At 37.2% G+C, this 22328-nt stretch carries 24 protein-coding genes and 1 tRNA gene; all 25 read right to left on the bottom strand.

From position 1 onward, the window contains the following. Positions 1-12 precede the first annotated feature (12 nt). Positions 13-651 carry a carbohydrate-binding protein gene (locus C7D97_RS04375; protein ID WP_105300901.1) on the bottom strand — a complete coding sequence of 213 codons (639 nt, stop codon included), beginning with the start codon at positions 649-651 and terminating at the stop codon, positions 13-15. Between the two features lie 53 nt (positions 652-704). Then, positions 705-1187 (bottom strand): hypothetical protein, encoded by a 483-nt coding sequence (locus C7D97_RS04380; protein WP_105300902.1) that lies wholly within the window; start codon positions 1185-1187, stop codon positions 705-707. A gap of 45 nt (positions 1188-1232) precedes the next feature. Continuing rightward, positions 1233-1733: a hypothetical protein gene (locus C7D97_RS04385; RefSeq protein WP_105300903.1), complete on the bottom strand. Its 501-nt coding sequence runs from the start codon at positions 1731-1733 to the stop codon at positions 1233-1235. After that, positions 1730-2251 (bottom strand): hypothetical protein, encoded by a 522-nt coding sequence (locus C7D97_RS04390; RefSeq protein ID WP_105300904.1) that lies wholly within the window; start codon positions 2249-2251, stop codon positions 1730-1732. The genes C7D97_RS04385 and C7D97_RS04390 overlap by 4 nt, the downstream gene beginning before the upstream one ends. Further along, positions 2245-2724, bottom strand: a complete 480-nt coding sequence (locus C7D97_RS04395) for a hypothetical protein (protein ID WP_105300905.1) — start codon at positions 2722-2724, stop codon at positions 2245-2247. The genes C7D97_RS04390 and C7D97_RS04395 overlap by 7 nt, the downstream gene beginning before the upstream one ends. Next, positions 2721-3941: a hypothetical protein gene (locus C7D97_RS04400; RefSeq protein WP_105300906.1), complete on the bottom strand. Its 1221-nt coding sequence runs from the start codon at positions 3939-3941 to the stop codon at positions 2721-2723. The genes C7D97_RS04395 and C7D97_RS04400 overlap by 4 nt, the downstream gene beginning before the upstream one ends. Beyond that, positions 3942-4127 carry a hypothetical protein gene (locus C7D97_RS04405; RefSeq protein WP_105300907.1) on the bottom strand — a complete coding sequence of 62 codons (186 nt, stop codon included), beginning with the start codon at positions 4125-4127 and terminating at the stop codon, positions 3942-3944. It lies immediately after the preceding gene. Positions 4128-4140: 13 nt separating this feature from the next. Further along, positions 4141-6765: a phage tail protein gene (locus C7D97_RS04410; RefSeq protein ID WP_105300908.1), complete on the bottom strand. Its 2625-nt coding sequence runs from the start codon at positions 6763-6765 to the stop codon at positions 4141-4143. Next, positions 6759-7430 (bottom strand): hypothetical protein, encoded by a 672-nt coding sequence (locus C7D97_RS04415; RefSeq protein ID WP_105300909.1) that lies wholly within the window; start codon positions 7428-7430, stop codon positions 6759-6761. Before C7D97_RS04415 ends, C7D97_RS04410 begins: the two co-directional genes overlap by 7 nt. Next, positions 7427-12076 (bottom strand): phage tail tape measure protein, encoded by a 4650-nt coding sequence (locus C7D97_RS04420; RefSeq protein WP_105300910.1) that lies wholly within the window; start codon positions 12074-12076, stop codon positions 7427-7429. The genes C7D97_RS04415 and C7D97_RS04420 overlap by 4 nt, the downstream gene beginning before the upstream one ends. 17 nt (positions 12077-12093) lie before the next feature. Then, the gene (locus C7D97_RS04425; RefSeq protein WP_105300911.1) at positions 12094-12711 is read right to left on the bottom strand and encodes a Gp15 family bacteriophage protein; all 618 of its coding nucleotides are present in this window, start codon (positions 12709-12711) and stop codon (positions 12094-12096) included. Further along, complete coding sequence (locus C7D97_RS04430) at positions 12708-13112, bottom strand: hypothetical protein (RefSeq protein ID WP_105300912.1); 405 nt, start codon at positions 13110-13112, stop codon at positions 12708-12710. Before C7D97_RS04430 ends, C7D97_RS04425 begins: the two co-directional genes overlap by 4 nt. Positions 13113-13182: 70 nt before the next feature. Next, the gene (locus tag C7D97_RS04435; RefSeq protein WP_105300913.1) at positions 13183-13746 is read right to left on the bottom strand and encodes a hypothetical protein; all 564 of its coding nucleotides are present in this window, start codon (positions 13744-13746) and stop codon (positions 13183-13185) included. After that, positions 13739-14170, bottom strand: coding sequence for a hypothetical protein (locus tag C7D97_RS04440; protein WP_105300914.1), 432 nt, complete (start codon positions 14168-14170; stop codon positions 13739-13741). The genes C7D97_RS04435 and C7D97_RS04440 overlap by 8 nt, the downstream gene beginning before the upstream one ends. Then, entirely contained in the window at positions 14167-14517 is a 351-nt protein-coding gene (locus tag C7D97_RS04445; protein WP_105300915.1) for a minor capsid protein, read from the bottom strand. The genes C7D97_RS04440 and C7D97_RS04445 overlap by 4 nt, the downstream gene beginning before the upstream one ends. Beyond that, on the bottom strand, positions 14517-14873 hold the full coding sequence (locus C7D97_RS04450; RefSeq protein WP_105300916.1) for a hypothetical protein: 357 nt from the start codon (positions 14871-14873) through the stop codon (positions 14517-14519). Before C7D97_RS04450 ends, C7D97_RS04445 begins: the two co-directional genes overlap by 1 nt. Then, positions 14863-15264: a head-tail connector protein gene (locus C7D97_RS04455; protein ID WP_105300917.1), complete on the bottom strand. Its 402-nt coding sequence runs from the start codon at positions 15262-15264 to the stop codon at positions 14863-14865. Before C7D97_RS04455 ends, C7D97_RS04450 begins: the two co-directional genes overlap by 11 nt. Before the next feature lie 18 nt (positions 15265-15282). Next, positions 15283-16335 carry a major capsid protein gene (locus C7D97_RS04460; RefSeq protein ID WP_105300918.1) on the bottom strand — a complete coding sequence of 351 codons (1053 nt, stop codon included), beginning with the start codon at positions 16333-16335 and terminating at the stop codon, positions 15283-15285. 9 nt (positions 16336-16344) lie between these two features. After that, complete coding sequence (locus C7D97_RS04465; protein ID WP_105300919.1) at positions 16345-16911, bottom strand: phage scaffolding protein; 567 nt, start codon at positions 16909-16911, stop codon at positions 16345-16347. An 82-nt stretch (positions 16912-16993) separates the two neighbouring features. Next, positions 16994-17069: transfer RNA gene (locus tag C7D97_RS04470), tRNA-Trp, on the bottom strand. A 287-nt stretch (positions 17070-17356) separates the two neighbouring features. After that, positions 17357-18496 (bottom strand): phage minor capsid protein, encoded by a 1140-nt coding sequence (locus C7D97_RS04480; RefSeq protein ID WP_105300920.1) that lies wholly within the window; start codon positions 18494-18496, stop codon positions 17357-17359. Then, complete coding sequence (locus C7D97_RS04485) at positions 18496-19851, bottom strand: phage portal protein (protein ID WP_105300921.1); 1356 nt, start codon at positions 19849-19851, stop codon at positions 18496-18498. Before C7D97_RS04485 ends, C7D97_RS04480 begins: the two co-directional genes overlap by 1 nt. Before the next feature lie 8 nt (positions 19852-19859). Next, positions 19860-21179, bottom strand: coding sequence for a PBSX family phage terminase large subunit (locus C7D97_RS04490; protein WP_105300922.1), 1320 nt, complete (start codon positions 21177-21179; stop codon positions 19860-19862). Beyond that, on the bottom strand, positions 21166-21588 hold the full coding sequence (locus C7D97_RS04495) for a phBC6A51 family helix-turn-helix protein (protein WP_105300923.1): 423 nt from the start codon (positions 21586-21588) through the stop codon (positions 21166-21168). Before C7D97_RS04495 ends, C7D97_RS04490 begins: the two co-directional genes overlap by 14 nt. Continuing rightward, positions 21569-22204, bottom strand: coding sequence for a GIY-YIG nuclease family protein (locus C7D97_RS04500; RefSeq protein WP_158679115.1), 636 nt, complete (start codon positions 22202-22204; stop codon positions 21569-21571). The genes C7D97_RS04495 and C7D97_RS04500 overlap by 20 nt, the downstream gene beginning before the upstream one ends. Positions 22205-22328 lie beyond the last annotated feature (124 nt).

Genomic DNA, 22328 nt, shown 5'->3' on the forward strand with positions numbered 1-22328 from the left:
GTAACCTATTAATCAACCTTCAATTAAATTCCAACCGTCAGGATATCCGCTTGGACTATAGGTGTTATTGTCTATGATTGACTCGTATATAGCCCCTTCAAAGCTTACCTTGTCCCCTTTCTTGTAAGCATCATGAGCCCCTGTAGGTTGCTTAAATTCTCCCACTACCTCAGTTTCTTCTCCATCTTGATTTGTGATTTTGACATCAAGGAACTCTTTATATAGGGCTGGTGTTGATGATGGAATCCAGGTCCTTTGGCTTCTATGTTCTTGTATAACTTCATAGATTCTTCCCTCAAAGTTAAACTTGTCGCCTTCCTTGTACTCTTTATTCTCTTGGTACTCTTCGTATCTAGATAGGATTTCTTCCTTTTGATCGTCGGACAAGTCTTTAGCAAGGGTTATGGTCTTAAGTATAGACTTTATTGATTGTTCTTGCTCTTCCTGTCTTTGGGCTAGGTCTTCAAGGGCCCTTGATGGATTAAATTCCCTAGCAAGCTTTGCGATTGCCCTTTGCTCTAGGATTTCATCGTCAACTTCCGTCATATCTCCCTTAAAAGATACGACAAAGTCCCTATAAGGCTCTTGTAGTGTGAGTCTTACTTTAGTTTCGTCAGTTCCTGTGTAGTATGCTTTTTGTATTCTGTACATATTCGTACCTCCTTAATTTTTATATATAAAAAAGAGAGTCTAAGCTCTCTTAATTACCTTGGTTGTATTTCTTTGTAATCTCCTTCGGGTGGGAGTAGGGGTCGTTTGTCTTTAGGTAAGTCTCCTTTAGATGATACGAAGATATCTCCTATTTCCCCTTCAAACAAACAAATGCTTTCTAGGGTAACATTAGCCCCGCTACTTGACCTTATGTGCATAGGTCCTGTGATTTCCGAACCTTTTAATTCTATATAATTAAAATCACCTTTAGTTTGATAAGGCTTATATTGACCCTTATAGATATCTATATTACCTTCTACACGGCCAAAAAAACCTATATAGTAGGTCTTATCATTATTTAGTGCTAGGGTGCTTTCTCTTAATTTATCTATGGTAAATCCGGCCATAGATGTTCTTAAATCAGTTACATATACTCTATTATCCTTTAAGCTAATATTTGCCATAGTCTTGTCATATACATATTCTGGAATTTGAAGTCGTCCACCATTGAGTAGTAGGTTGTGCTTAACTAACATAAAGCACCCCCATTCTTAACTGGTCGAAATCGACTAGTTTTAAGCTTAGAGTGGGTACACTTCCTGGAATACCCCCCCCCCCGCTAGATAAATGGCTTGTTTACTAGGTTCTAAGTCCGTTTTGCTAGGAATGTAAAAGCTATTTCCATTACTTACTTCTAATTTACTTTGGGTTAAATAAAATGTTTTTCCTAAATCGTATTCTTTGAATCTTATAAACCAACTTAATGTTTTATATGTTTCTGGAATATTTTTTGTCACCAAAGTAAACTTATAAAATTTAGGTTCATTTGTTCCTGCTGGATAGTGTATAGTTCCAAATTGATAATAAGGGGCATCACTATAATGGACAACAAAATTTCTATCCTTTTCTAAAGGTTCTTTAGGTGCAAACCAGAATGATAAAGTGGTATTTCCGCTTTTAAAGTTATTCCAAAATTCATCTTCTATCACAACTCTATAGTCGTATACACCAGTATTTTCCATTCGTGTTACTTCTATTGTATTTTTATTACTTTTTTTAATAAAGTTTCTATTAATAATCACGCTGCAACCTCCTTCCTATAAGAAGATTGCCTAGGGAACTTAAGAGATTGGGAATATCTCTTCGAACGTACCCCCCCCCCGATAAAATATTGACGTTTAGCCGTTTCTAGGGTTTTTTCACTTGGAACAAATATGGGATTCCTGTTTTCACCTTCTACAATTTCGATTTCAGACCATTCAGCTCCCATATTATTTGTTTTTGAAGATAAAGCGGTATAGCACAATATGGAGTTCGCTTCTGCTATATAAGTAAAGGTAAAAGTTAAAAATCCATCTTCTATAGATTTTACTTGATAGGCACCGTAACTTTTGTACCTTTCATTATGACCTTGGACAATATGGACAAAATTGTCAATTTCTCGTCCCTCTCCTGGTATTTGTTTCATTTTGCAAGAAAAAGTATAAGTCTCTCCTGCTATCAATTTAGTTAAATCACCAATATACCTTGCCATAGTCATATCTTTAGGCTCTGCAATAATTTTTCTATCACCTTCGTACAAATTAGGGTTAATTAACATAAACCAACCCCCTTGTCTCCACTATAGAGGGTAGACTTCGTGATACCCCCCCCGATTGGGAAAATGGCTTGATTCTCGGGTTTTACGTTGCTTTTATGTGGTAAGTAAGGTGTCATCTTGTCTCCTTTTTCTAGTTTTATATTGGTGTATCTAGCACTTACACCATCAGTACTGCCAGTCAACCCTGCATAACAAGCTATTCTATGTGTAGAATCTCCTTTATATACAAAAGTTAAGCCACTACGATTTTTTGTACTAAACATTGAAATTTTGCTATAGACTGTGTAAGTTTTATCAAACACAATAACTTTACCTTCACTGCCTTCGCTTAAATCTAAATTAGCTGAAAAAGTATAGGTGGCACCTTCAACTAAATTAAGACTATCTAGGAATACCGCCCCATATCGATAAGCGATATCCTTTGCTTCTAAAACTATTGATGATTGTTTGATTAAATTCTCATTAACAATCATAGCCCCTCCTCTCTTATAACTGACACCTTATCCTCTGGCATAGTAACAGTCGTAAAAATCATCTCCCCAGTAACCTTCTTGCCAAAATCAATTTCATAATCTTTAATTTGGGGATATACATGGATAGCATATCTTAAGTCTTCGTCGGTCATAGAGTAAAAAAGGATAACTCCTTGGCTGGTTGACTTTATTCTGAACCTATACTTGTCTGAGTCGACATTGACCCTCAAAAAGTCATTGGCTACCAGTTTGCCTATCTCTTTAGGCTTAAATTTTACCTGTCCGTCCTCAATGTATGGGTCTAGGACATATACCATATCATCTTGGTACTTGACCTCACTATCAAAAATAAGGTCCTTAAGCTTTTGTACTTCATCATCTACCTCTGTCTTATCTGCTTTAGGCTCTAATTTTTTATCTATATCCTTATCAAGATTATCAAGCTTAGTCTTGTACGCGTTAGTAAAGTTATTATCACTAAGTCCCTTGCCTGGCTCTTTGCTTACATAGTCTTTAAGTAGGCCCGCTACGTCCGTTTTTACTGTATCAGATATATTCTTAGCCTCAGAGTCTATATCTTTAAGGGCTTGGTCTTTCTTGCTTCCTATAAGGCTTATCGCTTCCGTGCTACTGGTTTTTATCTTATCACTTTCTGCCTTGCCAGCTTTCCTTATATCGCTTATACTTTGGCTTTTACTGGCTTCTATATTCTTTAGATACTCATCCCCTGTAGTTGATACTTCTCTAGTTTTGGTATCGACATAAGAGGTAAATGTGTCCTTCTTATTTGTTATAATCGTGATAGTTTGCTTGAGCTTTTCATCAGCTTGCTTTTGGACATCTGCTGTGATTTCCTCCAGGGTTTGCTTTGCTCGCTCGGCTGTTTCTTTGTCTGGTAGGTTCTTAAAGCCTTGGGTAACTCTTACAATTAGATCCCTATCACTTGGAAAGACATATCCGGCCACGCTTATATCAAGAAGATAGTCATCTACCGCAAGATTACCGGGCAATGAAAAAGAGACTTCCGCACCTTTTACTGTAGTGGTCGTCTCCCAAAATTTACCATGATTTGTATATAAGGCTACCTGTGCCGACTGGCCATCAAGCTTTTTCTCCCTACCTTTGGCATCTTGGAGGATAAAGGATAGGACAGAGGACCTATCAGCCTGCTTGATGACGGTACCGCCCTCAATTTGCCTTAGATTAGTAGTATCCATCTACTCACCTTCTTTTTCGTCTTCTTTGTCTTCTTTATTTTCTGATTTTTCTTCCTTAAGTTCTTTTAGTTCTTTTCTTAATTTGTCATTTTCTTTTTGTAATTTTGCTATTTCAACTATGCACACAGCATTTTCATAATCTCTTGCTTTTAATTTGTCCGCATATACTTGCACAATTGGGTCCATAAATCCTCCTATATTATTTAGTAGCTACTTCTCTTAAGCTTCCGCCTACGCTTACTTTTACAACTCCATCTGTATTGATGAAAATTCCATTGCCATCATAATTTTCAAGAGCTATTCCGTTGTTGTATTCCCTTAATCGCATTCTCTTAAAGTGTATGATATTTTCAAACTTTGATTCTCCCTTAAATCTCACACCCTCATTCATAATAATGGGGTGGGCCGCTCCTCCATCTCTCGTATAGTTCCATCTATCAAAAGACATATAGCGTATCCATCTTCTAGAATCATTATCATAGTAAGTAAATATCATTTGTCCTGTAGGATAATGCCCCATATTGAGAGAGAATTGACTGGCATCATCTGTATTAGTTGTAACATTTATTTCTCCAAATCGCTTCCCAGTCCATCTGTCGTCGCTCCACGTTACTTGGTTGTTAGCTATGTGTATACCAGGCTCCCCATAGCCATTTAAGGTTGTGAAGTCCCCTCTTACGCTAACATTACCCGTAAGGTCAATATTTCTCGCTTGTATTTTGACCGCTTCGGGGGATTGATTGATTTTGGATATGATCTCATTAGCAGAGACCTTACTTTCTAGGCCATATTTGGTTAACCTCACCTCAGTAGATAAGGAACTTATGTCTTTTTCTACACTCCTTATTATTGCACTTATAGCATTATCTGTTTGAGTTATGGTAGTATAATTTTTGCTTACATAATCTCTTAAGCTATTGACTTCGTTATTGGTGTGCTCTATACTAGCTCCAACCTTTGCATCTACCCCTTTTGTGATAGATTCGACACTAGAAGTGATGCGGTTGTCTGTCTGCTCTATCTTTGACTTAGCTTGGGTTATCTCTTTGGATAGGTCTCCTATATCCTTATTGACTAAGGTCTTTAAGCTCCCTACCTCTTGACTTATTTTCTCGTCTGTCTGGGTCTTGGTGGAGTAGTTAGCATTTAGATACGTTTTTATGCTAGCTTCTGTATCCTTTCCCATCTGATTGATAGCTTGTTCTTGGGTCTTACTTGCACTAGTGATTTCCGCTGTGATTTCTTCTCTAGCGACTTTAAAATTGCTTTTAATACCTAATATCTCTTTATCGATAATCTGATACTTATTTTCGGCGGTGGTATTAAAATCATCAAATTTATTAGACAATTCGCCTAGTTCTATATTAGCTTCACTTATGCTCTTACTTGCACTTTCAAGCTCTAGGGCTAGGAGGTCGTGCCTTTTCTTAAAGTCAACCTTAGTATAGTCTATGCTATCCCCTAACTCTTTCTTGACCTTGGCTAAGTCTTTATCTATTTTATCGTTGATATTTATATTATTTTCGCTTATACTTGCTTTAATTCCTTCTAGACTATCAGCAAAATCTTTATTAGCTGTAAGCTGGTCCTTTAGCGAAATATTTATACCCTCTATAGTCTTGTCAATCTCTAATTGCTTATCTATTATAGGCTTGGTTTGGCCTGTCTTAGGGTCTACATAGGTTGTTGATTCTGTTATGGACTCATATATCCTGCTATCAGTTTGTTCTCTTTCAGTCTTGTAAGTCTTAAAACTATCATCGGTATATCTTTTAGCAGTAGATACAGAGCTTTTTATAGCTTCATCTGTGGTTTCAAACCTTACCCTGGTTTCCTCCCACATTTCTTTTGTAAGTTCTATAGTCTCTTTTACATCATCAACTATGTCTACTGGTCGATTAGCCAGGGTCAACTCATTTTCAAAAGGCTTATATGGATAAAATCTCCCTCCTGTTATCCTAAATCTTTCTTTGGTCTTCCTATCTTTGTCTATAAGATATACATAGTCTCCAACCTCGTATTTTTGAGCATAGACACCTACTGCTTCGGATAAATCTTTAACCTTAAGTTTTATTGTCATTCTAGGTCTAGATAACACTTTAAGTTTTTCCGCTGCCGCTTCTTTAAGGTTCTCGATGTTTGTATATCTTTCATCTTTCCAATGGTAGGTTATAGTCTTCCAAGAATAGGACTTGTCCTCCAGATAATCTTTGCCATTGTTTATTTGATTAATTTTAAGGCCGTTCATACCCTCAGGAATTATCCTGGTAGCAAACTCAAAAGATTCTTCCGTGATATCTTTATCATCAATATTAAAGTCATCCATAAAGTAAGCCCCTCTGTCGGTGCCTAACTCTTTTCCCACTATGATTTCTTGTTTGCTTGAATTGATCTTGTACTCATAGTTAAACTTCTTTATAGCTTCACTAAAGACCTGCCAACTATCTTTATGGTCTGCTGTAATTGTCCTTCTCTCTTTGAGATTTCCGACAATCTTATAAGACCAACCCTGTGGTAAGATTCCTTTTAAAATATTTTCAAAAGTCTGATGCGGAAAGTTTAAACTCTTATTAAATTTAGCTTGTAAGGTGTAGACTGCTTGCCTACATTCCACCTTATAACCGCCATAAAAGGGCTCGATGTTCTTTATATCATATAGCTGGCCATCTTCGATTATTTGGCTTTCCACCTCAAAAAGATGTCTATATTCCTTAGGTATTTCAAAGACAGGGCTTATTAGTTCGTTTATGCCTACATCAAAATATAGATTTCTATAGTAAGAGAAAACAAACTGTTCATCTATATCGTTTTTATAAACTAGCATAAGACCCTCCCTTCAAATTCTAAGAAGCACCTAAAGCCTTCTTTACCTTCTACCAATATATCGACATAATCGGTGATATATGGAAAGCTTATTATATTAAATTGGTCTTCCATATTTGCTATATGTAGCCCCTTTTCAGAATCTATAATCGCTTCTCCATCTAATCCATGGACGCTTATATCATCATCAAATCCCTTGATTCTCACTTCATACGGCGTTTTGCCCTCTAACCTTATTCTGCAAGGAGTAGGAAGATTTCCGTTATTGTAAATCCTTACTGTTTCGCCTATAGGGATTTCATTAACTTGCGTATTAAGCATGGCTATTGCTTGACCCTTAAAAGTAACATTTTTGTAGAAATATCTCGTTTCCACGCTCTCAGCTAAGAATCTACCTTGATAAAATATTTCATTATCAAAAGTGATTTTTGAATATTCTAAAATACTAGATACTTTATTTCTGTTTTTTCTTATTTCTTCTTTAGTTCCTTTAAATTCTATAGTAAAAGAGACAGGGGCGAAAGCTGTCCTCTTTTTACTATAAAAAACTAGACCACTATCAGTCTTAAACTCATCTCTTACGACTTCGGTATTCCCGATTTCAGGATATGCCAAAACATGAGCCTGATATGGCCTTAAATCTTTAATTAAATTAAAAGCTATCACCCTCTACGCCTCTTTTCTTTACTAATTTCTTGGCTTACAATTGGAGCTACTGCTTTTCCTATTTCTCTAGAATCTAGATTAATTACACTTGTTACAGCTCCATTTGTAACTTGTACTTCTACTTCTTGTTTATTTTGTATAGATCCACCTGCAAGGCTATAAGCTAAGTCTGTGCCTAGTTTGCTATTATTCAGTAGGACTGTTTTCTTTGCTTTATCTCTAATAGCTTCCATGGTATTTCGTATCTTTTTAACTGCAAAGCCTTCTTCATCTTCAATACCTATTCCTAGACCTTTTGTAAGCATTCGTCCGACTTCGTCCCTCATTACTCTAGAAGGGGAGTGTATAGCTGCTGCTCTTTTAGCTGCCCATACTGCCGATTGCATAACTGAGACCGCAGCTGATATTACACCAGACCTACCGCCATATATACCGCCAGCAAGACCTGACATAAGATTATATCCAGCAGAAGAGAAAGAACCTCGATAGCCATTTACAGTCCCTACCATGCTAGAACACATTGAAGACACGGTTGACTTGGCTCTGCTTGCTCCTCTACTTATAGCTGATACAAGGCCATTCATCATTGAGTTAGCATTTGACTTTACTTGGCTTGATGTATTTCTCATCTTTGCGTTTATACTGTTACTCATGTTGTTAAACTGATTTTTAACCTTATTAGAGCCACTTGTAACCGCAGAGGCAAAGTTATTCATCATGCTTCTAGATTGATTTGAAACATTAGAACTTAGGCTACTAAAGGTTGAATTTATTCTAGATTGCAAACCGCTAAAAGCACTTTGTACCCTATTAGCTCCGCTATTTACACTAGATGTTATATTGTTCATCATGGCGTTGGCACTTGCACTCGCTCGGCTAGATGTAGCATTTAGAGCTGATTGGATTTGATTACCCATAGAGTTTACATCAGCTACAACCTTGTTAGCTCCAGAGCTTATAGCAGTAGTGTAGCCATTCATAGCTGTACGTCCTGCATTTTCAAATCCAGGAACCTTACTATCTAAAGAGCTTACCGCTCCTTGTCCTACTGCTTCGGTTGAAGCATCTACTGTAGGCTTGGATAAGTCTATACCTCCCGCAAATTGATTGCCTAGCTCGTTACCTTTGGTTTGGGCTTCTTGACTACTTGCATCAAGATTATCTGTTGCAGTTTGCCCTAGCATTTGAGACCTAGTAGTTACATCCATAGTTGAGCGTCCGATACCGTCAGCAAAGTTCGTTCCAGTATTTAAACCCGATTGTTGAGCGTCATTGAATAGTAAAGACGATCTAGCCTCTAGAGGATTAGCAAAGGTAGTTTGATAAGCACTGGAAACATTAAATTCCCCACTTGATACACCTTCGCCATAGGCACTTGCGTTTTTATATCCTAATTGACTCAAAGCTTCTTGGATATTTGCTTCGCTTAGCCCCATATTTTTTAGGGCTATATAGGCTTGTTCTGCTGTTGCACGGCCTGCATCAGTACCTGCACCAAAGCCTTCCATATTTAAAAGTCCAGCTTGGTTCATAGCTTCTACAGCTTGTAGAGATGTAAGACCTGAGTCGATTAATTGTCTGTATACTCCTAAAGCAGCTTCACTTGCTGAACCAGAACCTTGGGCAAAGGCATCAACATTTATCTGACCTTTGCTAAACATTTCATCAAAAGCTTCTAATTCGGTAAGTCCCATATCCATCATAGTCTTATATTCACTTAGGATACTTTCTTTACCCTCGGCTGTCCCCGTTTGATAGCCTTCCATATTCTTTCGGGCTATTTCGGTAGTTTTTTCTACAGCTTCTATTTCGCTAAAGCCATCCTCCATAAATTGTTGGAGAATTTCTCGGTATGTCTGTCCGCCTTCTTCTGTACCATTTACATATCCATCGATGTTAAGGCCAGCAATCTCAAAGAACTTTTCAGCTGCTTCCATTGTATCAAGACCAGATGTTCTTATGGCTGTGTAAGCACTTCTAACATTTTCTGAACCTTCGTATATAGCTTGGGCGTATTCTTCTACGCTTGCCTTACCTTCTTGCCTAATAATAGCTCTAGCGTCTGAGTCTGATACTCCACCTTGGATTAGGTCTTTGTAGGCTGTTGAAATGTCTGTAGTTCCGTCTTTTAGACCATCAACAACACCTTGGACCATGTTTTCTCCAGTAGGCTTAGTTTCAGCTCCATCTACTGAATCATTAACTTTTTTAGGTAGGTCTTTAGCCTTGTCGGAAACTTTATTTTCGTTTTCTTCCCAACCTTGTTTGATACCGTCTATAAAGGATTTACCTATGTCTTTAAGCTTACCTACACCAGCTTTCAGCTTACTGCCTAGTACTGATATAATCCCTTTAGAGTGAACATCTGCAAAAAAGCCTTTAGCTGCATCTATACCGTCGCCTATCTTACTAACTAAAGATTTCCCGACATTCACGAGGGCGGAAGCTCCTTGCTTAATCTTGTTCGCTATTGATCCTACGATTTTACCTGCAGAATTAGCAATCTTTGGTATATCGAGGTTAAATCCTTTTATTATAAAGGCAACTAATATACCACCTACCGCTATAAGTCCTATAGGATTTGATAAAATTCCAGCTATTAAAGGTATTATTTTAGCTGCTAAACTAGAAATAAGAGCAAATCCTTTAGAAACACCGCTTCCTAAAGATTTCATAAGGCCACTTCCGACCGTTGCAAGCTTACTTCCTCCAGCTTTATTAATTCCAGTCGATAGAGTAGTAACTATATTCTTACCGATACTAGATATCTTTCCAGAGCCTGTCTTTATGCCCTCTATTAAAGGTGTTATAGTTTCAAGGCCTGCCTTTTTCATAGATGAGGCTTTTCCGGATATACCTTTAGCTATACTGTCTACAAGCTTTCCGCCTGCAGTATTTAACTTCAATCCTTTATCATTAAAAGACTGTATCAAATTACTAATTACACCATCTGCAGACTTACTTACCGCTACTTTCTCTCCAAGTATTCCTTTAGCTAATGACGCCATCATTTTCTTAGCTACCGCTGGGCCTTTAAAGGCTGCAAAAGCTATGGATAAAGCCATTAATATTTGTGGAACAGCTTTCACAACGACGTCAGGATTTTCTGCTATCCCTCTAGCTATGGCTTTAAGTAGGTCAAGCCCAACTTTTAAAAGTTTTACAGCATTTCTATTAAAGCTTTCGGCTAGTTTTCCTATAATTTCTATCGCTTTTGGTACTAAGATATGAGCATTTGCTGTAAGTCCTTCTGCAAGTTTAACTAAAATATCTCCGCCTACATCAAAGAGTTTTGCTCCTACTTCCATAAAGGCGGTTACTAGGGAAGTTATAATCTCGGCTGCACTATTTGCTAGCTTATCAGAATTCTTTTGTAACCCATCAAGTAAGCTTAAGATTATAGTCTTACCTGCCTCAATAAACTTAGGAGCTTTACCAGCTATCGCCACCGCTCCTTCTGCTATCATATCACCCAAAACCTTAGGAAGTTGCCCTATATCTCTTGTAACAACCTTGTTGAGTCTATCAACCTGCTTAGTTACTGATTGGACTACCTCTCTAAAAGGATTATCGACATGCTCAAATAAAGCTATTCCTAGCCCCTCTAAGGCAGACTTTAATATAGTTAAATCGCCCTTAAGGTTGTCGTTCATGGTCTTAGCCATTTTCTCTGCAGCACCTGTGGAGTTATTGATAGAGTTAGTGAGTTTGTTAAAGTCCTCATCTGAAGCCTTTAAGACCGCAAGCATACCTGACATTGATTCTTTACCAAACAATGTAGATGCTGCTTGTATTTTTTGTTCTTCGCTTAACCCTTTGAAAGACTCTCTCATTTCACCCATAAGCTGATTGAAAGGCTTAATTTCTCCGTTGGAGTCAGTTATAGATATACCAAGCTTATTCATTTCATCTTGGACTTGTTTTGTTGGGCTTGCAAGTCTAGCTAGTGCGTTTTTCAAAGAAGTTCCTGCTTGTGACCCTTTGATTCCTTCGTTAGCCATTAGTCCGATAGCTACACCAACATCTTGAACTTTGTATCCTAACGCTCCCGCTACTGGTGCCACGTACTTGAAGGTTTCACCCATTAATGATACGTTGGTATTTGAAGCGGTTGAAGTCGCTGCCAAGACGTCGACAAACTCACTTGTATCTTGTGCAGTTAGTCCAAAGGCAGTTAAGGCGTCCGTTACAATATCAGAAGTACGTCCTAAATCCTCACCAGAAGCAGCAGCAAGGTTCATAATTCCGGGCAAACCATCAATCATTTCTTGGCTCTTCCAGCCTGCCATACCCATGTATTTTAAGGCTTCGGCTGATTGGGTAGCAGAGAACTTTGTTGTAGCTCCCATCTCTTTGGCTTTGCTTCTTAAGGCTTCTAGCTCTTTGCCTGAGGCACCTGATATAGCTTCAACTTCGCTCATAGCAGCGTCAAAGTCTGCCCCTGCTTTTACTGAGTAAGCTCCAAAACCTGCAGCTGCCACTCCAGCAGCCTTAAAGCCTGTCTTAATTCCACTTACCGCCTTATCTGTAACACTTTTTATGCCGTTACCTGCTGCATTTGCCATAGCGGTAAGAGAAGACAAGCCACTTTTAAATCCTGAGGTGTCTAGCTTGGTATCAAATAGCAGTTTACCATCACTCGCCATATTTCACCTCACTTTCTTTATATTTGCATGCTTGCCATCATAGACCTTGCAAAGGATCTTTCTTTTTCCTCCTCGGTTCTTTCATCTGGCAAAGCATAAAGCTTTTTCATTTGTCTATAGTATTTCTTTTCATCCTTGCTCATCTTAGATGTAATTTTCATGGATCTAAAAGACATTATTTTTGAGAAAAGACACTCGTCATTAAGACTATTAAAAAGAGCCTTAAATTCCCACCAGTGAAGATTAGCGGTAAAAAGATTGATATTGTAGCACTCCATATAAGCTGAGTAGATATAAGACCAGTCGTGTTCATATGAATAAACCTTACTAGGGTTACTAAAGTCTGAATCATCCTCCTCGCTCTCTTTCTCTTCTTTGCTATTTTCTATCTTTTGACCTAGTCCATAAAAACTTAATAAGCCATCGAATAATTTTTCCAAATCGTCTAGACTTGTAATGGAAAAGTCATCTACTAAACAAGTATCTAAGACCTCCATAATTTGCTTATCTGCTTTCATATCTTCATCTAGCATAAGCTCTTCATACTTAATCCAAACCCTAAAGTCGGTGTTTATAGCTATCTTTCTGCCATTTACATCTATAGAGCTTGGTAGTCCTTCTATAAACTTATTCACTTCTCATCAACTATAATTCCGTCTACTGCTTGCGTATGCTTGGCAAAAGCAAATGATTGAGTAAGCTTTTCAAGCTCCTTATTAGCCTTATCCACTTCCTCTACCAGATAATTTCCTATAGATATATAGTCAGTTAGTAAGAGGTCATCTCCTCCAAATACCTTTTCTTGAATTTTATCCATAGCCCCAAATCCTAGGATTGTATCATAAGCCTTTCTAAGGGCTTGTTTAGCCTCGGTAGAAGACATTGTATTGAAGTCTAGATTTCCCATATCAGTAAGCTTCTTAGCTAAGTCTGTATCATGTTCAACTTCATATCTTAGCAACTGTTCATTTCCATTAAGATCTTGATATTCGAATTCAAAGTTAATTAAGTGTCTTTTTTGTCTTTTAAATGCCATAAAATTCTCCTTTTATATCTTTATTTGCAAATTTTGAAAATAAAAAGGGAGCTTGTCGCTCCCCTAAGTTCTACATTGTTTCTGCGTGTGCTGGCTCGCCTTCTGCCTTACCCTCAGTAAATTTAATTGTTAGCCATTCAGAATCTCCTTCTTCTAATTCGGCGTACCCTTCAATTAATGAACCATTAGCTTTAAAAGAGCCTGAATATTGGAAGGCATCTGTCCCATCTCCCTCTGAATCAGGTACTATGGTGTGGTTTCTCTTAATAGCAAAGTATTTGCCTTCTTGACCTTCAATTGCCTTGGCAAAATTAACTACTACAATATTTACTGTGGCATCATCCGCTAGTAGCTCCTTGTCGAAAACTTCTTGAATTCTATCATGTACTGGATTGTCCTTGTATCTGTCTAGGGTGAAATCAGTTGAAGAAGTCATACTAGTTGATGAGGTTCTCTCTGATTTTTCATCAACATATTTTCTTGAATATTCTTCAGTTTCCTTAGAAGTTGGTAGGTCTGTAAAACCTTTCATTCTGTAATATTTTCCGTCTACTTCCATAAAAGAAACTACATCAGCTCTTAAAACTAGACCCTTAAATTCTTTTAAATTTTGTATTGTTTTTCCATCAGCCATTGTTTACCTCCATATAGACTAATCTCATTTGTATTTGATATTGACTAGAGCCCGTTTCAGCACTAGACAAGTATCCGTTTGTTACTATTTCCAGCTTGGTTGGGTATCTCTCCCCCTCTAAGTCTGGATAAATTTCTTTGTAGTTCTGTTCCTGTATCCACTCAATCAAATCATCAAAAAAAGCAGAGTTTTCTAGCTGCGTAACTAGATCTCCGCTCATGTGATTTCTTGTAGTAAAGATAAATCCAAACTGCTTAAGTTCGTCCCCATCTACATATTTTTTAATTGTTGGATTAATAGGCTCAGAGTAGATTCCGTACTCTAAGGGCTGGTCCCCTAGGAAATCTACACTAAGCCTTACATCATCTTCTAAATAAGGGCAATCTAAGAAATATTCCCTTATACTTTCTATAATTGACTTCATTTTGCTTTAGCTCCTGCTATACTTGCTGCACCTCTAAGGATTGAGTCTTTATGACTTGACTTCATACGCTCAAACCAGCGGTTGCCCCTCATGGGTGCCCCTTGGAAATTAGCTGGCTCATAGTACCATCTTTTCGCATAAGGCGTTTGTTGTACTATCCTTCCGCTTCCTATACTTGTTTGAGTAGTAACTGACCCTATAAGAGTTCCCACATCTTTCGGGGTATAGGGGTCCATTCTTCTTATGCACTCGCTATCAATAAATTTCTGGACCTCTCCACCTGTTTCTAGGTCTCTTTTCTTTAGGGCTTGTACTTCGTTAAAATCAAATTTACTAAAATTAATCATTAGTTCGCTCCTATCCTGGTGTGCTGCATTTTCTTAGATCCAAAATCATAGACGTCGGAAACAGTAACAATCTTAGCCTTATACTTAATTGCGTATTCTTTAGCGGTCTTTAACTGCTCTATTTCTCTTTCGTTATCGTTTCTGATTAATAAATCCTCTACATCCACTTCTCTAAGAAGCTTTTCAGGTATAAAGCAAGTTATCTTGTCTATATCGTCTCTATTTCTACCTGTACGATTGGTGTTTATCCCTCTAGTTTCCTCCCAGTGGCAAGGATAATTTCCTAAAACTGCATAAACATTTTCTCGATTAACTATTTTCTTTTTAACTATCGTTACCTTCGCATTAGTTAACATCTACACCTCTGTACATTAATCCTGTATGGATAAAAGCTTCTTTAATCATTTGATCTATAAAGCCTGCCACTATTCTATCTTTCTTATCTGTTGACAAGGTGTTAGCTTGTACATATTCCACTTTATGTTGGCCTACAGTCTCCGATTTGATTTCTCCTGATGAATTACCCTCTGAATTATTTAAAAGCCCTTTATCTTTAAAATAGAGCCCATTTATAATATCTTCTGTAACCTCATCAATCCTTTTCTGTAAGTTCTTGTCTCCTTCGCTTATCCTTTCGAAAGTTAAAAAGTCTATACGCCTTCTAATCCGTCTTTGTAAGGATAAGAAAAGCCCTTCGGTTATCTCAACCTCTGGGCTTCGCTTTTTAAATTCTTCATAGGTTAACATAAATTAACCCCTTTCTGCTTAAGCTTCTGGGCTAGCTGGTTCTCCATCAGCTGGTTTTTTAGCTTCAAGTTTAGTTAGTACTCTAGCAATTGGAATTTGCTTAAGTGGGAATGTACCATCTTCATTTTTAACTACTTCCCAGTTAGCACCTTTCTTAAGTTCTGCTTCAGTTGGTGATAGTGAAGCCATAGAAGCCTCAGTAAAGGAAATGCCTCTAGGAGCAAAACAGAATCTGTCCCTAGTATATAGAGTATCTTCACCGCCGTTTTTCATTGGATTCCTGTCAGTCTCATAAGGCACCTTTGCACCTGCTTTAGTGTATTCAAAAGCTCCTTGCCCAAAGATATAGGTTGTGTACTCACCTTCAGCACTTACTGGTAGGGAGTCATCAATGATGATTGGTCTACCATTTAGATTAGCAAGTGCCAAAGGTCTTTCTATTCCTCTAGCGTCTGTATATTTAGCGTATTGGATTAAGTTCAGATTCTCTAATTGAGTTGCCACAGCTGAGTTCATAATAGCAGCGGCAAAGTTCTTCTTCCTTGCTCCAAATGCCTGTTGTAGAGCGTTATTTAATGTTACTTGACCGAATACATCATCTTTGTATGTGTGACTATCTACAAACTCCTTATCTTTTGCTTTAGACATAGAGAAGATACCTTCAAGGATTGCAAGAAGTGAATCTTGTTTAAGGTCTGCCCACCAATCAAGAAGTTGATTAGCAACAGTTCTCATTGGGTCATGTCCGCCTGTAATATCAAATACAAAGTCTTTTTCAGTCCATGCGTGAGCCCTACCGATTACTACTCTTTTTTGGTAGAAAGTATTAGTTGAATCTGAACTAATATCTGTTTGTCCGTCGTAGTTATCAGCGTCCCCTGATAGAATCCCAGCAATTGGAGTAACGATAATATTACCTCCCACTTGCTCGTCCATTCTAGTTTTTAGGTCTGGTCTTTCTACAATAGCAGTAGAATTTAATAGTTCATTAGTTCTTTCTCTTTCGATTGTGTCGACATATTTTTCAAATACTTCTGCATTAAAATATGTTTTGTCAAATAGTTTAGGCATTTAAACCTCCTATAAAATACCTTTCTTGTTAGCTTTGAGCATTTCTTCATAGGTCATATCCTTAAGTTCCTTATCTCCTAAGCTTTGAGACCTACCCATGCTTCTTTGCTTTTGCTCTTCCTCGACTTTAAATAGGTATGAGTCGCTTTCTTTTAGCCCCTCTATTTGTGCTTTTAAGTCGTCATTTAGGTTTTTAGAATCCTTTAGGCTATCGATATCAAGTAAAGCTTTAGCTGCCTTTAAGTTTCTACTGCCCGCATTAACTAAGCCTAGATCAATGGCGTTATTTAGGTTGATTCTTTCAATGTCTTCTTTAGCCTTAATTTGTGCTTCCTCATACTTGTTTTTGTATTCCTCCGCACTTGCCTTAATGGAGTCTATATCCATATCTTTGAAGGCTTCTATTTGCTCATTTGCACTTTCTACTTGGGACTTGTAATTTTCATTTTCAGTCTTTAAGGTCTCATATTGATTTTTTAAGTTGTTGTAATTTTCTACTTCTTGACCTCTTAGCTTGAAAACTTGTGCTATCTGCTCATCATTTAAACCTATTTCTTTGAGTTCTTCTGTCTTCATAATCTCTCCTTATCCTAAGCTTTTTAAGTCGTCGCTGTGACTTTAGATGGTGATTTCCTGCATTTTAGGTCTGCTTCGACCATGGCAGGCTGACTGGGATTTGAACCCAGACTTGCGGTTTTGGAGACCGCTATTCTTCCTAGTTAAATTATCAGCCCATAAAAAAAGACGGTTCTCCACCGCCTTATCTTCTTATTCCATTGTTCACGTTATAATATCTTTGCTTCTTATCAAGTTTCTTAAACTCTTCCTCTGTCAGTATCCTTTTCATAGCTAACTTGTACTTTTTTTATATGGATATTTATTGCTGTCGATTAGTCTTCTAACATTTAAAGCATCTTTTTTGCATAAAAAATGAGCGTGTTGCTCATAAGCACCGCCTTCTCTGATTAATATCCATTTTCTTTTAGGTAGTTTTGGATAATATTTTATTGTAAGTTTCATGTTATCTTGTAAAAGTATTAAGACTATTAGCCCTAAGGCTTCCAGCCCTGTTAAAATTCTTATAAAGCTGTCTTTGTCTTTGTAATCTAACCTGGGCTATCGTCTTGCTTTCTTTATCTCCTACCTTGCTATACATCATAACTCTATGCTTGTATTTCCTGATAGTTCTTTCTATTTGTCTTTGCTTTTGGGTTGCTTCGTAATAAGTGTATTCTTTATCTTCAAACTCGAAAGGCTCGGGATCTATGTCTTCAAGCATTTCTTTAGTCCATGCTCTTTCTGATATCCCTTCAAAAAACGGATACCAATTATGCCTGCAATTTGCACCCATGAACCCCGTTACATCTCCATAGCCTATATCATCAAGGCTTAGGTATTTGGTGTTATCCCCTGATAAGGAAACAATCTGACCCTGCCACTCTGCGTGAGATGGTCTCGCTCCAGCGTGTGCGGATATCTCCATAAGGTCTTGCTCCATTTCTTTTGCATTTGCCAAAGATATTTCCCCAGTCATTTGATTAAGAGTAGTCCTTACAAGCATCTTACTTGCTGACTCAACCGTGTAGTTTCTTCCCGATTGCTGGTAGTTTATTACTCTTATCCCTGAATCTGATAGGTCGTTTATTAGACCTCTTACTACTTGTTGACTAGAAAAAGCCCCGCTTGCAACTTTAAAGGTTGCTTGATTGAGTGTTTTCTTATAAAAATCATTAAGAAGGATACTCTCACCATTGTATACCACTCCTAAAGATTTTGTTATATTAGCGTTTCCTAAGATAAGCCTTTCCATGGCATTATCTACTATGTTCTCAGCATGCTTATTCTTGCTTAAATCCACTAATCTTTTATTTACTGACCTATAGGCCTTCACCTCATCTTCGTAGTGCTTTAGGCTCGATCTATTGACTATATCCGATATCTCTTCGTCTATATCCTCAAGATGAGGCTTTAAAAGACTTTCTATTTCCTCTGTAGTATATCCATTTTGAATTAATACTTCCGCCTGTCTTTCAGCAGTAGCAGTTAAGTAGCCGTTCTTCTTTATTCTTGTAGCTATATCTTCTAAGATATCATCTTCTAAGCCTTGGTATAGCTCGATAAGGTGGTCGGTTACCCTTTCCATGTATTCTGGGCTTAGCATTATTCTTCCTCAGCTATATCGCTTCTATTCTCTTCTACTCCTGCCTGTATATCTCCTAACTCATCATCAGTAACACCATATCTCCATTTTAGATATGCTTCTGGCTTTAAGATACCTGCGGCAACTTCCTGTAGCCTTATCTTTTGCTCGGTTTCTGAGTCCACTACAAGGCTATCATCAAAGTCAAAAGACACTTGGCAGTCCTCTTTATATGGGATGGATAACTCCTTATACCAATACTTTAATATTTCTATAAAATCTTCTAAACATATTGCCAATTCATTTTGTATATCTTTAACGGTTGAATGGGACCTTTGCTGACTGGTTTTAATTTCAGTAGCTGTCTTGGCAGTAAATTCCACGTCTGATAAAGTCCCATTAGCAAGTCCACATAAGAACTCGATTCTCTTTAAGATCTCATTAAGACCATTAAAAAGTGAAGAATCTCTAATATCTGGGCTAAACACTTCATAGAAGTCTCTTCCTCCGTCTCCCATATCAAGGCCTAGGTTTCTGAATAGCCTTTCCTTACCTGCAGGAAGTTCATTTGCATTTTTAAGGGCAGTTATATCTGCGTCAATAGCAAGTTCCGACCCCTTATACTCCCAAATAATTCTCTGGTACTGTTCGTCTGCGTCTTGGATTAAGGATAAAGCCCTAGCAAAGCATGAGATACCCTCGTTAGAGTCTAAATCAAGGTTATTAGCCTGTGGGTTTTTAAAGTAAGCAAACAATGGCCTGTCTGAATCAACTATCATCTCTTCCGCCATGTCTGCCCACTCTTCCACCACTCCTAAGCTTATCTTATCCCCTAATACCTCTTGATTATTTGATAGGTAAGCTGTATTTGTGATTAGATATTCATCATCTATCTTGTGTTCTTCAAGCCTAGTAAAGAAGATATCTTTATCTTTCTTATCTTTTTTCTTTATCCTATCTATAAAAACAATATGATTGATTTCTCCAAAGCTTGTAAATCCTAAAATTATAAATTTATTAGCTGGAACGATATCAATATCAATAAGCTTTTTTGAATAGTCTTCTACATAAGGCTTAACTACAATCCCACCTAATGCTAGTCCGTACTCGGTAAACTTCCTTATGTGCCTAATGAACTTTTGATATATGATATCAAGGTTTTCATCATCCACCCTAGTTTCTAGCTCCATAGTTGTTAGCCTTGCAAGTTCAGATGATATCGCTGCACATAAATTTAAAGATTGCGACGTGTCGGCGTCCCTCATATCTTCTAGCCAAAAAGGTTCACCGTGGTAGCAGTCTAGCCATATCTTATAATTATTTTCTATATTGAGGGCAAGGCTACCCAGCCTCTCCCTTATTTCTCTATCTAACATCTTTGCTCCTAAGCATTCATCAATACCTTTATAAACTTCTCCATGGAGTACTCAAAGGCATCTAGGGTATCTATATCACTTGTACCATCATCAAGCCTTATATCCTCCATTTCTTCTTCCTTCCATACTGCAGTAGATAAAGCATCTTCTAAGCTCTTACAGTTTTCGGTATAAAAAAATCTATCAGAAGCCACCAAAGTATTAACAAGTCTTATCCTGTCGTTGATTGGGTTCTTGATAGAATTCTTAATCTTTATATTTAAATTTGCATCTAACAAGGCTTTTTGCATGCCCTTGATTAATACTTGTTCGGCACTATCTGCATATATTAGGTCGACATTGCCATAAGTAGATTGAATAACTCTTACAAAGTCGATTAGTTGATTATATAAATCTGTAGGCTTATCAGGTTCTAATCTCTCAGACCTTAACGCATATACCTTTTTAAATCCTCGACTTATGCCTGTACAAACAAAAGCGTGTTTTGAATTATTGCCACCAAAGTCCACTCCAATCTGTATCATCTGTAATTCGTGAGGTTTTTCTTTAATTAGATAGTTTTCCGGACCATGAGCAAACTGCTTATATATAAGCCCCTCAGCTACTACCCTAAGTCCTTCTATATCCCTCTTATACCAAACAGAATTAGGGTCATACTGGAGTTTTATCTCCTTCTTCCTTTGGTCTGAAATATTTATATTGTCATCAATTGTAAAGTGCTTGTAATTATATCCGCCAAAATCTATTCCATCATCAAGCATTTCCTGATATTTATCTATATGATCAGCATAAATAAAATGATTAGGACTAGACGGGTTTAAGTCCCAAAAGAACTTCCTTCTTTTAGCTGCTGCTGTACGGTTAAAGGCTTCCTTGATTGAGTCCTTGTGGTGTAAGTTTATCTCTGTAGCTATCCACATACCGAAGGAATTACCACGTATCTTTTTATATGAATCAGCCTTGGCAGCACCAGCAAATATCACTATTCTTTCTCTAAATTTTGTATAAGGGCCTTTAATAATTAAGGCTTCATTGCCTTTATGTTTTCCCCATCTGCATTGCCCACGGAAAATGTATTCTAATCCAAAGCCATTGGCATCTCCTATGTTTAGTTTGGCGTTTGCAGCAGTTGACCCTGTAGCAAGGTGCAATCTATCCTTGGTCGTCCTTAACTCATGGGCAAAGGCATATATATTGTCTACAGTCTTTCCCGCCCTTACAGCACCCTCTGCAATATTATAGGTATTATCTTTACAGTTCCTTATGTAGTCGATATGCTTATCAGAAAAATTAAAGGGTATGGTTTTTCTCTTCTTAATCTTTTCCATAAATCATACCATCTATATCGTCTAAGTCTTCAACCTCTTCTGATATACCTTTCATGATTTCAATTTCTGTCTTGGTCTTTTGAATTTGAGTTTCTTGTTTTTCTTTTTCTAGTCGTTTCGACTCATTATCTACAGAGTCGTAGCCCGCTCTATCTAATATGGTTTTTATAGCTTCTAGTTTGACAAATTCACTATCGGCATCAATTAAATCTTTTAGTCCTCTCATTGCGGGAGCTACTAATTCTTTTAAGAACTCTCTTTGAAGTTCTTCTTTTTTATTTTGAAAGTCCTCTTGTTTTTTCCACCTCGATACAGTTTCTTCTCTTACATCAAGTTTTTTAGCTATTTCTCTTTGTGATAGATTGGTGAAAACCATTAAATTTATAGCTTTATCCTGTTTGCTTGCCACTGTGTTCCCACCTCTCAAAACTTGATATTTTTTGATTCGAATAATGGACGACTTCGTCGATATTTATTACTCCATATTTATATAACGGCGACGTAAAGTTCGGGTTAAGTTTTAGCATTAATTTCGCAGCGTTTATTTTATCTCTAGCTTTTACACTATTTAAATATAACCAAGCTGAGTTAAATATAACGCATCTAATAACGTCTTCCCTGTTGGATACATCGATATCTTTTTTGTTTTCTTTATCAACTAGATTACAAAATCTCTTTTGTTTGTTAGTGAGTTTTAATTCTAAATCCTCTACTAAATTTGCTCCATCCCCACCGATAGTCTGGTTATAACCATCTCTATAAGAGTTATAATTAGAAATATGCTTCACTTCTAAATCAAACAATTCATCTTTAGAGTGTGCCATGTCTAATACTTCAATAGAAAAGTTATTTTTTCCGTATTTCCTTATAGCTCTTCCTATATATGAGTTCGCTTTACAATGTTCTTTAAACCTATCTGATATATTTCTAGTGGTTATGCCGATGTATTTTTTATTATTTATTGTATTTGTAATTAAATAAACCACTCCGTAAGGGTTTAAAACCTCATATTTATATTTCTTCAAAGCATACCACCTCCTACTTTTGCTACTCACTACCTAAAAATATTATCGAGACTACCATGTAAATTTAGTTAAAAGAAAAATTGAAGTAACCGCTAGTAGTTTTTATACAAAAGGAGAAAAACAT

Source organism: Anaerococcus marasmi (genome assembly GCF_900290195.1).
Lineage (GTDB): Bacteria > Bacillota > Clostridia > Tissierellales > Peptoniphilaceae > Anaerococcus > Anaerococcus marasmi.

Excerpts from the sequence above, each read along its gene's own strand:
- C7D97_RS04375 (WP_105300901.1), bottom strand. The coding sequence starts at position 651 with ATGTACAGAATACAAAAAGCATACTACACAGGAACTGACGAAACTAAA.
- C7D97_RS04380 (WP_105300902.1), bottom strand. The coding sequence starts at position 1,187 with ATGTTAGTTAAGCACAACCTACTACTCAATGGTGGACGACTTCAAATT.
- C7D97_RS04390 (WP_105300904.1), bottom strand. The coding sequence starts at position 2,251 with ATGTTAATTAACCCTAATTTGTACGAAGGTGATAGAAAAATTATTGCA.
- C7D97_RS04395 (WP_105300905.1), bottom strand. The coding sequence starts at position 2,724 with ATGATTGTTAATGAGAATTTAATCAAACAATCATCAATAGTTTTAGAA.
- C7D97_RS04400 (WP_105300906.1), bottom strand. The coding sequence starts at position 3,941 with ATGGATACTACTAATCTAAGGCAAATTGAGGGCGGTACCGTCATCAAG.
- C7D97_RS04405 (WP_105300907.1), bottom strand. The coding sequence starts at position 4,127 with ATGGACCCAATTGTGCAAGTATATGCGGACAAATTAAAAGCAAGAGAT.
- C7D97_RS04410 (WP_105300908.1), bottom strand. The coding sequence starts at position 6,765 with ATGCTAGTTTATAAAAACGATATAGATGAACAGTTTGTTTTCTCTTAC.
- C7D97_RS04420 (WP_105300910.1), bottom strand. The coding sequence starts at position 12,076 with ATGGCGAGTGATGGTAAACTGCTATTTGATACCAAGCTAGACACCTCA.
- C7D97_RS04430 (WP_105300912.1), bottom strand. The coding sequence starts at position 13,112 with ATGGCATTTAAAAGACAAAAAAGACACTTAATTAACTTTGAATTCGAA.
- C7D97_RS04435 (WP_105300913.1), bottom strand. The coding sequence starts at position 13,746 with ATGGCTGATGGAAAAACAATACAAAATTTAAAAGAATTTAAGGGTCTA.
- C7D97_RS04440 (WP_105300914.1), bottom strand. The coding sequence starts at position 14,170 with ATGAAGTCAATTATAGAAAGTATAAGGGAATATTTCTTAGATTGCCCT.
- C7D97_RS04445 (WP_105300915.1), bottom strand. The coding sequence starts at position 14,517 with ATGATTAATTTTAGTAAATTTGATTTTAACGAAGTACAAGCCCTAAAG.
- C7D97_RS04450 (WP_105300916.1), bottom strand. The coding sequence starts at position 14,873 with ATGTTAACTAATGCGAAGGTAACGATAGTTAAAAAGAAAATAGTTAAT.
- C7D97_RS04455 (WP_105300917.1), bottom strand. The coding sequence starts at position 15,264 with ATGTTAACCTATGAAGAATTTAAAAAGCGAAGCCCAGAGGTTGAGATA.
- C7D97_RS04460 (WP_105300918.1), bottom strand. The coding sequence starts at position 16,335 with ATGCCTAAACTATTTGACAAAACATATTTTAATGCAGAAGTATTTGAA.
- C7D97_RS04465 (WP_105300919.1), bottom strand. The coding sequence starts at position 16,911 with ATGAAGACAGAAGAACTCAAAGAAATAGGTTTAAATGATGAGCAGATA.
- C7D97_RS04480 (WP_105300920.1), bottom strand. The coding sequence starts at position 18,496 with ATGCTAAGCCCAGAATACATGGAAAGGGTAACCGACCACCTTATCGAG.
- C7D97_RS04485 (WP_105300921.1), bottom strand. The coding sequence starts at position 19,851 with ATGTTAGATAGAGAAATAAGGGAGAGGCTGGGTAGCCTTGCCCTCAAT.
- C7D97_RS04490 (WP_105300922.1), bottom strand. The coding sequence starts at position 21,179 with ATGGAAAAGATTAAGAAGAGAAAAACCATACCCTTTAATTTTTCTGAT.